At 59.8% G+C, this 15155-nt stretch carries 19 protein-coding genes; 13 read left to right on the top strand and 6 right to left on the bottom strand.

All coding sequences use genetic code 11. The features are described 5' to 3' along the window. The first annotated feature begins 8 nt into the window (after positions 1-8). The 8 genes from V5F77_RS05050 (at position 9) to V5F77_RS05015 (ending at position 5149) form a co-directional block, all read left to right on the top strand. The gene (locus tag V5F77_RS05050; RefSeq protein WP_429004237.1) at positions 9-1340 is read left to right on the top strand and encodes a tail fiber domain-containing protein; all 1332 of its coding nucleotides are present in this window, start codon (positions 9-11) and stop codon (positions 1338-1340) included. Between the two features lie 85 nt (positions 1341-1425). Next, complete coding sequence (locus V5F77_RS05045; RefSeq protein ID WP_429004236.1) at positions 1426-2304, top strand: glycoside hydrolase family 108 protein; 879 nt, start codon at positions 1426-1428, stop codon at positions 2302-2304. Then, a complete protein-coding gene (locus V5F77_RS05040; RefSeq protein ID WP_429004235.1) occupies positions 2301-2639 on the top strand; it encodes a hypothetical protein in 339 nt (112 codons plus the stop codon). The genes V5F77_RS05045 and V5F77_RS05040 overlap by 4 nt, the downstream gene beginning before the upstream one ends. 141 nt (positions 2640-2780) lie before the next feature. Further along, complete coding sequence (locus V5F77_RS05035) at positions 2781-3011, top strand: hypothetical protein (protein WP_429004234.1); 231 nt, start codon at positions 2781-2783, stop codon at positions 3009-3011. A 29-nt stretch (positions 3012-3040) separates the two neighbouring features. Beyond that, a complete protein-coding gene (locus tag V5F77_RS05030) occupies positions 3041-4291 on the top strand; it encodes a helix-turn-helix domain-containing protein (RefSeq protein ID WP_429004233.1) in 1251 nt (416 codons plus the stop codon). Next, positions 4288-4503 carry a hypothetical protein gene (locus tag V5F77_RS05025; protein WP_429004232.1) on the top strand — a complete coding sequence of 72 codons (216 nt, stop codon included), beginning with the start codon at positions 4288-4290 and terminating at the stop codon, positions 4501-4503. The genes V5F77_RS05030 and V5F77_RS05025 overlap by 4 nt, the downstream gene beginning before the upstream one ends. Further along, complete coding sequence (locus V5F77_RS05020; RefSeq protein ID WP_429004231.1) at positions 4500-4862, top strand: DUF1937 family protein; 363 nt, start codon at positions 4500-4502, stop codon at positions 4860-4862. The genes V5F77_RS05025 and V5F77_RS05020 overlap by 4 nt, the downstream gene beginning before the upstream one ends. Further along, complete coding sequence (locus V5F77_RS05015; protein ID WP_429004230.1) at positions 4859-5149, top strand: hypothetical protein; 291 nt, start codon at positions 4859-4861, stop codon at positions 5147-5149. The genes V5F77_RS05020 and V5F77_RS05015 overlap by 4 nt, the downstream gene beginning before the upstream one ends. A gap of 223 nt (positions 5150-5372) precedes the next feature. On the opposite strand, the gene V5F77_RS05010 is transcribed toward V5F77_RS05015, so the two are convergent. Next, positions 5373-5579 (bottom strand): hypothetical protein, encoded by a 207-nt coding sequence (locus V5F77_RS05010; protein WP_429004229.1) that lies wholly within the window; start codon positions 5577-5579, stop codon positions 5373-5375. Positions 5580-5793: 214 nt separating this feature from the next. Between V5F77_RS05010 and V5F77_RS05005 the strand changes: the two genes are divergently transcribed. From V5F77_RS05005 to V5F77_RS04990, 4 genes are all read left to right on the top strand, one after another. After that, on the top strand, positions 5794-6165 hold the full coding sequence (locus tag V5F77_RS05005) for a hypothetical protein (RefSeq protein WP_429004228.1): 372 nt from the start codon (positions 5794-5796) through the stop codon (positions 6163-6165). A 97-nt stretch (positions 6166-6262) separates the two neighbouring features. Continuing rightward, positions 6263-7036: a hypothetical protein gene (locus V5F77_RS05000; RefSeq protein WP_429004227.1), complete on the top strand. Its 774-nt coding sequence runs from the start codon at positions 6263-6265 to the stop codon at positions 7034-7036. A 4-nt stretch (positions 7037-7040) separates the two neighbouring features. Further along, positions 7041-8147, top strand: coding sequence for a GSCFA domain-containing protein (locus V5F77_RS04995; protein ID WP_429004226.1), 1107 nt, complete (start codon positions 7041-7043; stop codon positions 8145-8147). An 18-nt stretch (positions 8148-8165) separates the two neighbouring features. Then, positions 8166-9299 carry a hypothetical protein gene (locus V5F77_RS04990; protein WP_429004225.1) on the top strand — a complete coding sequence of 378 codons (1134 nt, stop codon included), beginning with the start codon at positions 8166-8168 and terminating at the stop codon, positions 9297-9299. A gap of 35 nt (positions 9300-9334) precedes the next feature. Here the strand turns inward: V5F77_RS04990 and V5F77_RS04985 are convergent, their stop codons facing one another. The 3 genes from V5F77_RS04985 to V5F77_RS04975 form a co-directional block, all read right to left on the bottom strand. Continuing rightward, positions 9335-9796, bottom strand: coding sequence for a hypothetical protein (locus tag V5F77_RS04985; protein ID WP_429004224.1), 462 nt, complete (start codon positions 9794-9796; stop codon positions 9335-9337). 190 nt (positions 9797-9986) lie between these two features. Further along, positions 9987-11138, bottom strand: coding sequence for an MFS transporter (locus V5F77_RS04980; RefSeq protein ID WP_429004223.1), 1152 nt, complete (start codon positions 11136-11138; stop codon positions 9987-9989). Next, positions 11135-12457 carry an HdeD family acid-resistance protein gene (locus V5F77_RS04975; protein ID WP_429004222.1) on the bottom strand — a complete coding sequence of 441 codons (1323 nt, stop codon included), beginning with the start codon at positions 12455-12457 and terminating at the stop codon, positions 11135-11137. Before V5F77_RS04975 ends, V5F77_RS04980 begins: the two co-directional genes overlap by 4 nt. A 163-nt stretch (positions 12458-12620) precedes the next feature. Between V5F77_RS04975 and V5F77_RS04970 the strand changes: the two genes are divergently transcribed. Continuing rightward, positions 12621-12872, top strand: a complete 252-nt coding sequence (locus tag V5F77_RS04970; RefSeq protein ID WP_429004221.1) for a hypothetical protein — start codon at positions 12621-12623, stop codon at positions 12870-12872. Positions 12873-12958: 86 nt separating this feature from the next. Here V5F77_RS04970 and mgtE read toward each other — a convergent pair whose 3' ends face one another. Both mgtE and V5F77_RS04960 read right to left on the bottom strand, forming a co-directional pair. Beyond that, positions 12959-14323, bottom strand: coding sequence for a magnesium transporter (gene mgtE / locus V5F77_RS04965; protein ID WP_429004220.1), 1365 nt, complete (start codon positions 14321-14323; stop codon positions 12959-12961). Between the two features lie 108 nt (positions 14324-14431). Further along, complete coding sequence (locus V5F77_RS04960) at positions 14432-15043, bottom strand: carbonic anhydrase (RefSeq protein ID WP_429004219.1); 612 nt, start codon at positions 15041-15043, stop codon at positions 14432-14434. Positions 15044-15155 lie beyond the last annotated feature (112 nt).

Here is a 15155-nt window from a genome sequence, read left to right as displayed (position 1 = left end):
GATCATCCATGTCATACGATGGATTTTACAACGTAGGCACGGTTTCCGTCGCCTCCGGCGGCACCGCTGTGACCGGGGTTGGTACCGCGTGGACCATCGGCTCCAAGCCTGTCGTGGCCGGGGATTCTCTCTCTGTCGGCGGCATGAGCCTCCCCATTGCTGCCGTGGTGGACGATACCCATCTGACCCTGGCCTATCCTGCCCCTGCAGCGGCCACCACTGCAGCTTATGCGATCCTGCTCAACAGCGAGAGCCGGACGACGGCGGGCGCTGTGGCTGCGCGTCTACGGGATTATTTGGCGGCGGCGGCACGGATCGAGAACGGCAGCACAATCCAGCGATGCGTCGGTGTCCTGGTCAACACGCCGCCAGGCTCGCCCGCCACAGATGATCTCTATGTGGTCGGTACGTCGCCGACAGGGGCATGGACAGGGCTCGCAAACCAGATCCTCAAGTGGACGGGGAGCGCATGGTATTTGTGGGCCCCCGAGGACGGCAATGCTGCCATGGACCTCGCTACGTCCGTGATTTACGTCTGGTCTGACACAACCGGCTCATGGTCCGCTTGGCCCTTTTCCGCCGGTGCGCTGCGCTATGATACGGCGCAATCCCTCAGTTCGGGCGAAAAAACGCAGGTCACCACCAATGCCGGCGCGGTGCCTCTGTCCGGCGACAGCACGATCGCGGGCAATATCACGATCGCCCAGGCGAACAGCGTCTATCCTGATACGGTGCGCCTCAGCGGCGTAGGCGCGGTCTCGCGCATCGCGCTCGGCACCGCCGATGACTACCAGTTTGTCATCACCTACGATCGAGGATCCGCGACGGGCTCGATCTCCACGGCGGCGGGCGGTGCGATCACGTTCACGGCCGCGCAGCCTCGTTTGAGCGGTGGCGTTCTCATCGGCCCGGCCGATCTCCTGATCTATCAGAGCGCGACCGGCGTATTGGGTATCCGGTCTGGTACCTCCGGAGCGGAGAGGTACTTCAATTTTGACGCGTCCGGAAATGGAAACGCCCTGAGCGGCTCATGGGTTAGCGCTTCGGACGAACGTCTGAAAGACTTGATCGAGCCGCTGTCTGGCGCTCTTGCTAAAATTGTCGCGCTATCTGGAAAGTCATTCCTTCGTCATGGACGCGAATCGCGCGAGATTGGCCTGATCGCGCAGGAGGTTCAGGCGGTTTATCCTGAGGCAGTTTATACCGTGTCCGGCCAAGACGGTAACGAATACCTTGGCGTTGACTACGGAGCCTTGGTCGGACCACTCGTCGAGGCCATAAAAATACTGGAGTCGCGCGTTTCTTCCGCCGAAGACCAAATAACTACCCTGGTGGGCTGACGCACTCTCGATAGCCCTCTCCTTTACCCCATTCCGCTGCCGCCTTAGGGCGGCTTTTTTATGCCCACAATCTGAGGTGATCCCAATGGTCGCGAGCAATTTCAAGCCCTCGCTGGCGTGCGTATATGTGCACGAAGGCAAGGTTTTTGAGAACGTCCCCAATGACCCAGGCGGCCCGACGAAAAACGGCGTTATCCAGCGTCGTTATGACCAGTACCGGAAGGCGTCTGGCCTGCCGCTGCGCTCTGTGCAGTTCCTCACGGACGAAGAGAGCGAGGAAATATATGAAAAATATTACGCCAAGGCCATCAGGTTCGATGACCTTCCCGCCGGCACTGATTATGCCGTGTTCGACGGCGCTGTAAATTCCGGAGAAGGGCAGGCCGGGAAGTGGTTGCAGCGCGCGATCAATGACGTTCGTTCGTTAATGGGGCAGGCGCCGATCTTGGTCGATGGTCGTATCGGCGATGGGACAATCGCCGCCCTTAACGAGATCGAGGACCAAGACAAGGTCATCGCCCTGATCCAGGCAAAGCGTCTCGCGATGCTTAAGAATCTGAAGACGTGGAAGTATTTTGGCAAGGGCTGGTCGCGCCGGGTTGAGGACGTGCGCAAGACCAGCCAGGCGGTGGCACGCGGATCGATCGAGCTTGCACCAAATCCCACGTGGACCAAGGCCGGCGGCAAGGCACTCATCACCGATGCCAAGACGCTCCCAAGCCCCACGAAGGGCATGGTGGCGTCGTTCGCGGGCACGGTCACCACTGGCGCTGCGGCCGTAGCACCGACTCTCACGCCAGCGCAGGGGATCAACCCCACGCTGGATTCTGTGATCCAAGGCATCGTGATCGTTGGCGCTCTTGCCGCTGCAGCCGGCGCAGCATGGGCGGTCTATGCCAACAAAAAGGCCGCAGCGATATCCGCGGATCTTGACCTCGTCGTGCCGCAAGTGGCCGCGGCATGAGCTGGTTTATCGGCGTCGTCCTAGACAACACGCCGTGGTGGGCGTGGGCGATCGCCGCTGCCGCCGCTCTGGCAGCCACCTATCAGCTTTGGATGCCGCTGTGGGCTCTCCTCCCGCAGCCGGCCAAGGCCACCCTCATCGCCATTGGCGCAGCCGTGCTGGCGTATCTCGCCGGCCGCAATCGTGGCGCCGCAGGAGCAGTCGAGCGAGAGCGAGCCAAGCAAGACGCGGAAACGCAAAAGGTTATCCAGGCAAAAAGGGATATAGATGATGAAACGGCTCATCTCTCTGATGATGTGCTGGACCACGATAACGCTAAGTGGCTGCGTAAGTAGTCCCCGGCCGGACGCCTGGTGCCAGACCAATAGCCCGATCCGCCCGACGACGGCGGAATATGCGGTCAAAGACCGGCAATCCAAAGAGCAGATGAGATCGCACAACCGTTTCGGCGAAAAGCTTTGCGGCTGGAGGCCTGCATGACCGAGGGGCCGAAAGAAACCATGGACCCTGCCGTCGCGGCTTTTCTCGCGCGCCTGGACGCGGAAGACGTCCCGCTGCTGGAAAAGTCTATCGACCTGACGCGCAAGATCGCAGCGACAGCGACCGTCGTCAAGTGGATCATCATCTCAATTTTCGGCGTGATCGTTGCTGTCTCCGCATTGGGAGAGAGCATCCAGAAGATCGCCATGTTTATCCGGGGCCACTGACCCGTCGCTCAAGCTTGTGAGGTAGTCGCATGGGCGTGCCCAAAGACGAGGCAAAAGCGCGGGAGGCAGTTGAGGCTCTAGCGCGCAACCCCGACAACAAGAGCGCGGCAGCGCGGGAACTTGGGATATCCCGGCAATCATTCCGGGAGCGGCTGAACAATGCCGCGGTCCTGGGCATGATGGGGACAAAGCCAGTCCTCCCTGGGTTTGTCATCACGAAGACATCGGCAGAACTCGACGAAGCAGAAAACGTCGTGCGCCAGTGGGTGCAGCAAGAGCCCGCACCAGGCGAGGAATTTGCGGTACCGGCTGGGCACGTCGTCAAAGGCGTCTCTGCCTATGTGGACGCCGAAAACCGGATCATCGGGCAGTGGATCAAGACGCGAGAAGGCGAGCTAGACCCTCTCGCCATCGCCGATGCGATCAAGGATGCATTTGCGGATTATAGTGGGGCATCCCCATCCGTCCAAGCACCGCTGCACACCAGCGACGAACTTGTTACTCTATACCCTCTTGCTGATTGGCACATAGGTCTTTTTGCTTGGAGGGGAGAGACCGGAACCAATTGGGATTTGAAGATTGCGGAAACGACGATCGGGGAAGCGGTTTCCGATCTAGTCTCGCGCTCGCCCGCATCAGGAAATGCCATTGTGCTTGGTGGCGGCGACCTTATTCATGCTGACAATGGGGATAACCGGACCTCTCGATCTGGCCACACCTTGGACGTCGACGGGCGTTATGACAAAGTAATCGGCGTTGCTTCCAGGCTGCTGGTGCGCACCGTGGACGACTGTCTTTCGCGGCATACGCATGTGACCGTTCGCATTCTCAAGGGGAACCACGACGAGCACGCCAGCGTCGCTATCGCCTATTTCCTGCTTGGCTGGTACCGCAACGAGCCGCGTGTGACGGTGGATGTCGATCCGTCCTTGTTCTGGTGGATGCGGTTCGGCCGCGTGCTCTTCGGCGCCACGCACGGTCACATGGTCAAGATCGGCAAGATGCCGTCGATCATGGCGCACCGCCGCGCAGAGGATTGGGGCGCAACGCAGTTCCGCTACGTCCATGGGTTCCATCTGCATCATTCTTCAAAGACCGCCACCGAGGGCGAAGGGGTAATCTGCGAGATTCACCAGAGCCCCGTTGCGCAAGACGCGTGGCATTTCGGCTCGGGTTTCCTATCCGGCCGCTCGCTCCAGGCAATCACCTATCACCAGTCGTTTGGCGAGATCGGGCGCGCCCGCGTCGCGATCATGGACGCAGTGGGGGCGCCGGCATGAGTGAGGAATACGTGCCAGCAGACGAGGACATCATTGCTGTCCGAAGCCAAGCCATTCGCAACCTCCTTGCAGATATGAAGGGGACCAGAGACCCGGTGGTCAGGGGCCTGATAGAAAAGACCATAGAGGTGGTGCTTTCGACCATGCGCAGCGAGGTCAAGGGGTCTGCCGTGCTCGCGTTCGAACGTGCCGAACCGGGGAAGCCGCTATGACGCTGGACGATCTTCGCGGCCTTCCGGGCTTTGTGTATCTCGCGACGCCGTACAGCCGGTACCGCTGGGGCATCGCAAGCGCGGCCTATGATGCGGAGCGACATGCCGCGCACCTGATCGGCCTCGGGTTGAAGGTGTTTTCCCCTATCGCCCATTCCCACACAATTGCTCGCGTCGGCGGGATCGATCCGCTCTCACATGAGATTTGGATGGGGCAGAACGAACCGTTCATGGACGCAGCTTCGGCAATGGTCGCAGTCCGAATGGATGGTTGGAAGGATAGCGTCGGCATGGCGATGGAGGCTGAGTTTTTTCAGCGCGCGGGAAAGCCAATCGTCGAAATGGAGGTGCTGCCTTGAGCGACGGGTATGACGATCTGCAAACGGTTTTTGACGCGGCCCTCGCTCACGCCTCTGAAGGGAAGGGAAAAGAACGCCATGCCAACGGAAGGCCATTTGATCGCCAGCCGATGATGGAGATTTCCAGAATGGTCGGACCTGGGTTCCCGCTTGGGCAGGCGATCAAGAAAGCGCAGGAATCACTTGGCATGGTGGACCGAGGCGATCTCTCCGCAGCGGAGGCGGAATGCCTCGGGGCGATCAACTACCTTGCCGGGGCAATCCTTTGGATGCGAGAGAGGGGATAGGCTTCACGGTCGTCTTATCCTGCAACTTCCATGCAGGCCGCGTCTCGATCCGCTTTGACCCGCAGCGGGAGCAGCGGAATCGCCGCGCCATCCCTGGCACTGATTCTGCCCCATCGAACCGATCCGCATCGACCTCAGCCGAGTGATTGCAGGCGAGGCAGGACACCAGAAGATGCCGCACCCCGTTGTCCCGCATGTTGGCGAGGTCCATGTGCATGGCAGGTTATGATAGCGTCTCGTTGGCCTCATTAAAAATGACGGACGCGAGCCGCTCGGTCGCGCGAGCCATTGCCGCGGCGAGCTTGGTGGTGTCTACTCGCCCATCTGGCAGGCGTTCTGCGGCTGAGAAAATGGCTTCATCTCCCGATCTCAGGAGCACCTCGATCTCTTCAGCGGCGAGCTTCAGAGCCTCGTCCATGGTCATGGTCATCGCGGGCACTCCTTGGGGGACAGAAACGGGACAGATACACCGTGAACAAAACGAGATAAACGCCAATCTGGAAAAACGAAAATCACGCATTCATGCGGGTTTCCGTGCAGAACGGCACGTTCGGGACGTGGGGGTCGCAGGTTCAAATCCTGCCACTCCGACCAGGGGATTTCCGATGATCTTGAAAGCCGCGTCTCGCCCTTAGGGGGCGTATATGGACTTCGCGGAAGTCGACCCGGCAGGCACAAAATTATTTAGGTGCTACCCGGCACCCTTGCCGATCGCGCGCGACGGCATCGTCAGCAGGCACTTTTCAAGGCCTCATGCCGCGATCCATGCGAAGGGGGCTCCGTTCCGATCGGCATTCAGTTGCCGTCAAATGGATGCCATTATCTTTTCCGCGCTTACGAGCCTCACCAAATGCGTAGGGCTGCGCAGTGCGGATGAGGTGAGCGTCCGGATCGAGGCGGCGTCGATCATGCGTGAGGCAGCTTCCTATGTCTTTGTGGGCGCGAAGCGACGGCTCAGAGCCCGCCTCAACAGATTGCCACAGTGCGGTGAGCTTGATTTTTTTAGACGATTATGACACCTTTCAAGAATATAAACATTCTGGAGTGCGTAAGTCGCATGTAAATCTAAATTGATCTAGTTTTCTAAGCTCATTTTGATCAGCGAGTTACGATATGCATGTAGAGCAAGCTTCGGGTGTCGGTTCTGAGGTTATTGTTGCTGGGCATTCGCATATTTTTGCGATGGGCGCGTCGCAAAGCTACAAGGGCGGTGTTTCATTACAGTCGGCCGCTAAATTTCCGGATATGCTCTTCCTGATGGAAGAGTGGCGAGGGAACCGAACTCGCGAATATTGGGACGCGCTCTTGAATTATGTGCCGGGGCGGACGGTGGCTTTGGTCTATAATGGCAATCAGCACAATGCCGGATTTTTGTTTCGATCAGGCCCGTCCTTCGATTTCTGGGATCCAAGCGCGGTGGGGGAGTTGCTTCCAGGCGCTCGCGTTCTCCCGCGGTCAATGGTTGCCGAATATTTCAAGCCATCGCTGATGCACTTGGATTCGATTGTGGCGAAGTTGAAGGAGAGTGGTGCGGCCGGAATAGTCGTGCTGGGCACGCCGCCTTGTAAGGGCGACCCCAATTTCATTCGTGAAATTGTGATGGGGTCTCGCTATTTTCAAGATGCTGCGAAAAAATTAGGGCGTGATGTAAGTACCGTTGAAATTAATGATTCCTCGGTGAGGGTGAAGCTCTGGCGGCTGCTTCAGCAGATGATGGCGGATATCGCTCAAAGGGCCGGCGCAACGTTCTTGCCTGTGCCAAACTTCGTCCTAGACCCCGATGGGTGTTTAAAACGAGAATTTTGGGCCCATGATGTGACGCATGGCAATCCGAAATATGGAGAAGTTCTCCTCGGGCATCTGCGAAGCGCGTTAAAATTGGATTAACCTAATGGATCATCCGTACAAATCAGCACCATCTCGCGCATTTTGGAAGCGCGCTGTGAGTGAGGGTTGGCGCCTCGAAGATGTGGCGATGTCCGCGGCGCCCCTGCTGCGACGGCCTGAAAAGATAGCGTCAGCAGGCAGCTGCTTCGCGGCCAATATCGTGCCTTATCTGGAACGAGCTGGATTAACTTATTTCAAGGCGCGGGAGCCGATTGCTGAATTTGGAAAGATGAATGAAGATAATTTCAGCTATTCCAAATTTTCTGCTGGGTATGGAAACATATATACAACGAGACAGGCATTGCAACTCGTTCAGCGTGTTCAGGGGAAGTTTCAGCCGAGCGAGGATCGGTGGGCCCAGGGGGGAGTTGTCATAGATCCTTTTCGTCCTGGCCTTAGATTTCCGGCCGGTTCCGACGCCGAATTCGATATTTTGACCGCTCAGTATTTGAGCGATGTGAAGACCGTTCTTGAAGAGGCCGATGTTTTTATCTTCACGCTTGGTTTGACAGAGGCGTGGGTGTCAGCCGTAGATGGCGCAGTGTTTCCCGCGTGTCCGGGTACTATTCGCGGAATATTCGATCCCGAGCGGCATTCCTTTCACAATTTTACGATTGATGAGGTGAGAGAGGATCTGTTTGCCTTTATCGAGGCGGTGCGGACTTTCAATCCGGCCATGCGGTTTATTCTTACAGTCTCACCGGTGCCGCTGGTTGCGACAATGACTTCAGGTCATGTCCTGACCGCAACCACCTACAGCAAATCTGTGTTGCGGGTCGCGGCGGAGGAAGCGGCCATGCGCATGCCGGATGTGGTTTATTTTCCCGCCTATGAAATCGTGACGGGCCCGCAGGCACCATATGAATTCTTCGAGAATGATCGTCGGGAGCCGAGCGACGTCGCGATCCGCGCCGTCATGAGCGCATTTTTGTCCCAATGCGAGGGAGAGGAAATTCAGCTTGATCTGCACGACGGTGCGCCGATCACGCCGAAAGTGGTTGCTCCCATTGTGCAAGCTTCGGAACCCCGAGCGAGTGCTGAGATTGAACAGGTATCGATCTCCAGCATCCTGGCCAATGCCGAGTGCGAGGAAGCTGCGGCTGGGCTTTGAGGCGCAAGAGGCCGCAGCATGAATAAAGGACTGATAACTCGACGAGATTTCACCCGCGGCCTGATTGGCACCAGCGGCGCTGCCCTATTGCCACGCCGATCTTTGGCGGCGGAACTCGCCGGAAAATTCGACATCGGATTGATCCGATGGGACGCTTGGTATGCGAAGTTTGGAAGTTCCGTTTTCGCCCAGAACAACCTTGCGGGAATTTACCGGGACCGCGCGCCCGACCATTGCGCTTTCCCGGCGCAAGGGGAAATTGAGTGTTCCGGGACCCAAGCCGACATGGACGACGAAATTCGCCTCGCGGCGGAAGCTAAAGTGGGCTATTGGGCGTTTTGTTGGTATTCAAATGAGTCCAGCCTCCGGCGCGCATGGACTTTATACCAAAGCAGCGCCTTGAAGAATAAAGTGAAATGGTGTGCTATTTTACCGGCTTCCGTAATTGGAAGTGTGCCGTTCTCGGCGTCATCGGTTGAAAAGAATTTCGATTTCTGGATATCTCAATTTAAGCAAAACGAATATTACAAGACGATGAATGAGGGGCGTCCTCTTCTTTTTTTATTATTCAGTCGTAAAGATGTCTTGTCTTTCAATAATGATGTCGCAGTGATGACTGAGACATTCGCGGCTTTCAAGAAAGCGGTGCGCGCTCGTCTCTCGGTAGACCCCTTCATTGTCGCGATGACCCGGCCCGCGACGCTTGATAAAATGAATTTGGTTGGCGCGGACGGACTCAGCAGCTATGTGGCCTTAATGTCCGGCCGAGGCCGCCAGACATATGCAGAGCTGGACCGGCAGACACAAAATTACTGGCAGGCTCTTGCGGCGACTAGGAAGCAGATCATCCCAATCGCCATGACAGGGTGGGATATTCGTCCGCGCCTGGATAATCCCGTGCCCTGGGAAGGGCAGAGGAGCCGCGAAAGCCCCTATTTCGACATTGCGACGCCTGAAGAGTTTCGACGCCACATCCTTGCGGGCCTCGAATTCATCAATGCCCATCCGGAAAGTTGTGCCACGCGATCCCTGCTCGTCTATTCCTGGGACGAATGTGACGAAGGCGGTTGTATATTGCCAACATACGGGGATCCAAAGGCCGGGCGTCTCTCGGCGCTGGCCCTAGCGTTGCGGCAAGTGCCGCAACGCTAGGGCACATAAATCCCGCACACTTAAAATGGCGTGGTTCACCAGCGGCAGTGCAGTCCGCCGTAGGGGCCACGGTAGCAACCGCCGCGCCCGGCCACCCACCAATCGATGAACAGGCTCGCCGACACACCAGACTTGGGACCAGCGTCGCTGAGAACCTTGATGGTGTAGGTCAGCGTATCGCCGGTAAGTTCCGGGTTGGTCAGTTCAACCACCGAGACGTCACTCTTGCCGTCTACGGTCACGGAGACGGTGGCGTTGGGAGGATCCTTCTGGAAGCTGTCCTTGCCGACCGTCCAGAACTTCACGAAATCTGCTGTCGCGGTGTCGCCGGTCATGCGCTCGGGGCGGTCGGCGAACATGACGGTCTGGGGCGCGATGCCCTTGAGGATCAGCTTGTTGCCGTCCACTTTCACAGAATCTGCCACCTGAACGAACAGCCAATTGGCGGCCGGCATGGGCTCGGAATTGGCAGGCAGGTCCTTAGTATTTTGGGCCATGGCCGGCGACAGAGCGCAGGTCAGGCTGAGAAGGAGCGCACCCCACATTGCTTTCATTACACTGCCCCATGGGTAGTTGAACTCAAGCTATTGTAGCGCTCCAGCATGAATGTATGACGTTCGGAGGCAAGCCCGCCGGGTCGGCCGCGTCGCAATAAAACGCGGACTGCCGACGGATTTTTGTTTCCGCTCAGCTTTCCTTGCGAATCAGCAGCGCCGCGAGCGCGAAGGAGCCGCAGGCAATGGCGGCGAAAAATGCCAGGCCGTGCAAGGTCATCTGCATGGCGAACCCTGCCGCGAGGGGGCCGATCAATGCTCCGCCGCCCCAGGTCAATCCCATGACCGCGTAGATGCCCACCAAGGCGCTGCCCTGGAAGCGGCTGCCGACCACGGTGAGCATGATCGTGTAGATTCCCACGAAAGCTCCGCCCCAGACAAAGAGCAGCCCGTAGGTCATGACCGGGCTTGAGAGGGCCAGGGGCCAGAGCAGCGCGCCGCCGGCGGCGGTCGCGGCAAGGCCCACCACCAAATGCCGGCGGTTCATCTTGTCCCCGAGCCAGCCGATGGGAAGCTGCAGCACAATGGCGCCTAGCATCATGCAGGACATCAGACGCGCCGCGTCCTGCTCCGCCCAGCCGAGATTGATCGCATAAAGTGCCAGGAACGACAGTCCCGCGGCTTCGATCGCGGCGTTGAGTACCGTGGCGCCCATGGCGAGCGGCGCCAGCCGAAGGTAATGAATGGGGTTGGAATGGCTCGGCGCCTCGAACACGGGCGCCTCCACCTTGGGCGAGGAAACGAACAGCGCGGCCACCAAGGCCATTCCGGCTCCGATGGCATAAGGCAGCACGCCCTGCGCGCCCACCAGAGAGAGGATCAGCGGACCGAGCGCGAATCCGATGGAAAGGGCGGCGGTATAGGCCGCCATGGCGCGGGCGCGCGTCTGCTCGGTCGAAAGGCTGTTGATCCAGGTTTCCGAAAGCACGAACAGGGATTCCGAGGCGGCTCCAAGCACGAAGCGCAGCGGAAACCACAGCCAGATCGCCGGGGCGTAGGGAAAGGCCATCAGAGTGAGTGCGGCAAGGCACAGGGCGCACAGGATCAGGCGACGGGGGCCTGCGGCCGCGACGAGGCGTGGAAGCACCAAAGCGGTCGCGAGGACGCCCACAGCATGCATCGCCGCATTGGCTCCGATGACGGTATCGCTGATCCCGCGCGCGGCGAGGTCGAGCGCGATCAGCGCCGCGCTCAGGCTGTAGGTAAGACCGAACATCATGGCGGTGAGGATCACTGCGCCACGTGACAGCAGATGGGCCGGGGCTGGGGCGCTGGCGTCGGTCATGAAGCGGCGGCCTTCGACTTGGGGAGCAGGAAGGCGAGCGCGCCCTTCAGCCGCTCGATCCAAGGAAGTTCAGTGGGCTCCACCAGCCGATGAAGGGCCCGCGCATAATCGAGCACGAGGCCGGGGGTCCAGGTCATGGCCTCGGCATGCGCGCGGATCGCCGCGGCGACCCACAAGTCGGGATCACACAGCAATTGCAGCAGCCGCAGCCAGGGATATCGGGAGGCGAGGGTTCCCTCCAAAGCTGCATCGAGCGCGGAGGCGACCGCCACCGAGCAGTTGCGATTGGTGAGATTGTAAGTGTTCTCCTGGCGATAGCCGATCCAGAAGGCGCGCAGCCGGCGCGCATTGAAATTGCGGAACGACACATGGGCGTCCGCGTCGCACCAAGCCGCCCTCTCCTCGGCATAAGACGGCTGGAACCGGCCGGGAAGGTCGTTGTCGGCCGTTGCGCGCAGGGAGGTCATGAAGGCGCCCGCGCCTTGCTCGATCTCATGGCCGGGATAATGGCTGATATAGAGATTCGGTGGCAGTTCCAGTGCAGAGTGCCCGGTGGAGATCATGCCCTGGCGGTCCACTGCGGCGATATAGCGATCCAGCAGAACTCGCCGGCCCGATACATCGGCGGATCCGGTCGGGGTCCAAACGTGCACGGTCATCGGCTCGGTGGACTTGGGATCGGGGTCGTCCCCCAGCAGGATCGGCGCGTGGTCGTACCAGGCCCGCGCGCCGAACATGGGCAGCGTAAGGATCGCCGCCTCGGGCTCAAGGGTCTTGAGCATCAGGCTCATGCGGATCAGCACCCAGCCGGAGAAAGTCAGCAGCAGGCTGACACAGAAGGGAATATTCTTGGTGCGCGGGATCGGCCAGTCGGCGGCGATCAGGGCCGCGAGGAGGATCTCGAATGCGCCCCAGGCAATCACGACGCGCCATCCGCGAAACCGCACGATGCTCGCGGTGGCGATGCGTGTCGCCCCGTCGAACACGAAGGCGGCGCTGAACAGCACGGTTACGATGTAGATATTGGCGTCGGGAAACTGGATGATGAGATAGGCGAGCCCGATCAGCACGGCGGCCTTCAGGGCGGAGATGATGCGACTGACACCCGACCGACCGGTAAGAGTGGCGAAGATCGCGAACACCCCTTCCAGCAGGAAGACGAAGCCCAGCAGCCCATTTGAAAGCAATGTGACACCATCCATGGCGTCGACCATCAGGAACAGACCGCAGGCCATCAGCAGCGCGCCGACGCCTGCCATCACGAACCAGCGCTGCCGCATGGACTCCGAACCGATGAGAAGAAATGCGATCTGACCCATGGGTGACCTGTGGCCGTCGTGCGCGGTTGCGTTAGGTAGCCGGGAAGTGCCGCCGCCGTCCAGATGCAGCGCGGCTCAAGATGCAAGGCGGGATGTCCCTGGAACACCGACGGCGCGAAACCGTTGAGCTTGTGACTGTGACCGAAACCACCAGGAGGCCGGAATGGGCGATACGGATATTGAGCGACTGAAGGCGGACGCCTCGGGCAACACCGCCTTGAGCGAGACCCTGGCGGAAGCGGTGCAGAGTTTCGTCACCGCCGACGATGCGGTGAACTTCCTCTCCTCTCGCGGTTTCGAGCTTTCCGCCCGTGACCTTACCGAGGCGGCTGCTGCTGAGGCTCGTGACGAAACACCTGTCGGCGAGGGGGAGGGCGGCTACGGTGCGCTGATGAAATTCATCGTCAACCACTGACAGTGGATCAACCACTGACAATGGATCTGAGCAGGGGTTTTGCGAGAGACGAGCCGGCGCTGGGGGCCGGCTCGCGCTTGTTTAAGTCAGAGAATGGTTCCCCGCAGGAACGCGTAGGCGACGCTGAAGTAGATGACGAGGCCGGTGACATCCACCAGGGTCGCGACGAACGGGGCGGAGGCGCTTGCCGGATCGAAGCCGACGCGCTTCAGGATGAACGGCAGCATCGAGCCTGCGAACGAGCCGAAGGTGACGATGCCGATCAAGGCGGCGCCGATGGTGAGCGCCAGCAATTGCCAGTGCTCGCCATAATCGAAGATGCCGAGTTCCTGCCACACGGCGATGCGGATGATGCCGATCACACCGAGGATCGAGCCAAGCACCACGCCAGTCGGGATTTCCCGCAGCACGACGCGGAACCAGTCCCCGAGCTTCACTTCGCGCAAAGCGAGGGCTCGGATGATCAGGGAGGTGGCCTGCGAGCCGGAATTGCCGCCCGAACTCATGACGAGGGGGATGAACAAGGCCAGTACGATCGCCTTGGAGAGTTCGTCAGAATAGACCTGCATGGCGCTTGCCGTCAGCATTTCTGACAGGAACAGAACGCACAGCCAGCCGGCACGCTTCTTGATCATCTGCATGAACGAGATCTGCATGTACGGCTCATCGATCGCCTCCATGCCGCCCATGCGCTGCACATCCTCAGTCTGCTCCGCGATCATGGCGTCGATCATGTCGTCGAAGGTGACGATACCGAGCAGGTGGTGGGTGCTGTCCACCACGGGCAGGGCGATGAGGTCGTACTTCGCCATTTGTCGCGCGACATCCTCGCGGTCGGCCAGCGGCTTGGTGGTGATGACCTCGTAAGGTTGGGCAAGCGACAGCATGGTATCGGCGGGGTTGGCCGATATGAGCCGGCGCAGCCGCACGACATTGACCAGCCGCTTGGACGCCGGGTCCAGCAGATAGATGGCGTAGATGGTCTCGCGGGAGGCCTCCACCTCGCGCAGATGAACCAATGTCTGCTCAACCGTCCAATCCGCGGGAACGCTGACGAACTCCGTGGTCATCAAGCTGCCGGCGGTGTTTTCAGGATAGGTCAACAGGTGCGCGATGGCATTGCGCGTCTCCGGCGCAAGACGGTGTTGCAGTTCGCCGCGCACAGGGTCGTCGACCCAGCGGAGAATGTCCGATGCACGGTCGGCCGACATGCCTTCGAGCAGAGCCACCGCCTTTTCCTGCGGCAGCGTCTCAATCACCTCGCATGCCAGATCGAAATCGGGCTGGTCGAGGACCTCCACCGCCCATTTCTGCGGCAGGCTGGTGATGAACTGCACCACCTCCGGCAGATCTTTTTGATTGAGGAACTCGACGATGTCCGCGACGTGGCGGCGTCCGGCATTCTCAGGCAACAGCGTCGCCTGCACCGGGTCGATCGTATCCTGCTTCATGGTGCTCAGCTCCCAGCCCGGCATTCGCTCGCATGCACGATGTCAAATCAAGCCTGTAGGATGAAGCGGTAAAAGGCGTGTGACAGCGGTTCCTATGGGTCAAAGGTATTATGCGGCGTGGAACTCATCGTCGCTGCCGAGCAGTTCCAAACGCCCCGTTGCCACCCCGAAATAGGCACCGTGCAAAGAGAGCCGGCCGTCGGCCACGCGCTCGGCGAGCCAGGGGAACGAACGCAGATTGGCGAGCGAGAGCTTTACGCAGCACAGTTCGCAGAACCGCTGCCGCTCTTCCGGGGGCAGGTTCGCGTTGAGTGTTTCCTCAAGGGCTGGCGCAGCTATGGTGATCCAACTCGCCACGAAGTCGCGGGCGACGGCCGGCGCGCCCTCTAGCAAGGCATGCACACCGCCGCACTGCGCGTGGCCGAGGACCACGATGCGTTCCACCTCCAGCACCCGAACGGCGAATTCCAGAGCCGCACTGGTGCCATGGTAATTTCCGTCGGGCTCATAAGGCGGCACGAGATTGGCAACGTTTCGGACCACGAACAATTCGCCTGGTCCGGCATCGAAGATGAGCTGGGGATCGACCCGGCTGTCCGAGCAGGCAACGACGAAGGTGTGCGGCTTCTGGCCTCGGGCGGCAAGGCGCTCGAACAGATCCTTATGGGTAGGCCACGCAATTTCGCGAAACCGCCGGTATCCTTCGAGCAGAGAGTCCATGATTTTCCTCGCAGCGAACAAACGCGCCACAAAAGAGCTTGCTGCGCCTGCGGTCAAGCCTTTCGCGATGCAGCGTACAGCTTTGTTCTGGCTGTCGCGGGGAACGCGAACG

Origin of the sequence: Roseixanthobacter psychrophilus (assembly GCF_043195195.1) — a bacterium.
Taxonomy (GTDB): domain Bacteria; phylum Pseudomonadota; class Alphaproteobacteria; order Rhizobiales; family Xanthobacteraceae; genus NCEH01.
Note: the sequence above shows the minus strand (reverse complement) of the source record. Positions and strands in the feature narration are given on the sequence as shown.